The following is a 1126-nucleotide window of genomic DNA, read 5'->3' on the forward strand; positions in this document are numbered from 1 at the left end:
GAAGCGGCTGATTCCGAAGTTCGGCGACGCCTGCCTCGAATCGCGCGGTGATGCGTTCACCACGCTCGCGCGCAGCGTCGTGGGCCAGCAGATTTCGGTGAAGGCCGCGCAGTCGGTCTGGGACAAGTTTGCCGCGCTGCCGCGCAAGCTGACGCCGGCCAACGTGCTCAAGCTCAAGGTCGACGACATGCGCGGGGCAGGGCTCTCGGCGCGCAAGATCGAGTACCTGGTCGACTTGGCCCTGCATTTCGATTCGGGGATGGTCCACGTCGATGCGTGGAAGGACATGTCGGACGAACTCATCATCGAAGAGCTCGTGGCCATTCGCGGCATCGGCCGCTGGACGGCCGAGATGTTCCTCATTTTTCACCTGATGCGCCCGAACGTGCTGCCTGTAGACGACCTGGGGCTGCTCAACGGCATCAGCGTCAATTATTTTTCGGGCGATCCAGTCAGCCGAAGCGATGCCCGCGACGTCGCCGTGGCCTGGGCACCATATTGCAGCGTGGCGACTTGGTATATTTGGCGATCGCTGGAACCGGTTCCAGTCGCGTACTGAACAACAGGAGAAGACGTTGGCGAAACGAACCTTCCTCGACTTCGAGCAGCCCATTGCTGAACTCGAAACAAAGATCGAAGAATTGCGCTATGTGCAGACCGAATCCGCGGTCGACATCTCTGAAGAAATCGATCAGCTCGGCAAGAAAAGCCAGCAGCTCACCAAGGACATCTACAGCGACCTGACGCCCTGGCAGATCACCAAGATCGCGCGGCATCCGGAGCGCCCTTACACGCTCGACTACGTCAACGAAATCTTCACTGACTTCGTCGAACTGCACGGCGACCGGCATTTTTCGGACGACCTGTCGATCGTGGGCGGTCTTGCTCGCTTCAACGGCGTGCCCTGCATGGTGCTCGGCCACCAGAAGGGCCGCGACACGAAGGAGCGCACCGCGCGCAACTTCGGCATGAGCAAGCCCGAAGGCTATCGCAAGGCCTTGCGCCTGATGAAGACGGCCGAGAAGTTCAAGCTGCCTGTGTTCACCTTCGTGGACACCCCCGGCGCGTACCCCGGCATCGACGCCGAAGATCGCGGCCAGTCGGAAGCCATCGGCCGCAACATCTT

General features: G+C 60.9%; 2 protein-coding genes. Both read left to right on the forward strand.

The window, feature by feature from the left end; genetic code table 11:
• A partial coding sequence (locus ACSFA3_RS25035) for a DNA-3-methyladenine glycosylase family protein (RefSeq protein ID WP_435508049.1) occupies nucleotides 1–559 on the forward strand: 559 nt, incomplete at its 5' end.
• Between the two features lie 16 nt (nucleotides 560–575).
• The coding region (locus ACSFA3_RS25040; RefSeq protein WP_435508050.1) for a carboxyl transferase domain-containing protein at nucleotides 576–1126 on the forward strand (551 nt) is incomplete at its 3' end.

Source organism: Variovorax glucosi, assembly GCF_051216695.1.
Classification (GTDB): Bacteria; Pseudomonadota; Gammaproteobacteria; order Burkholderiales; family Burkholderiaceae_C; genus Variovorax.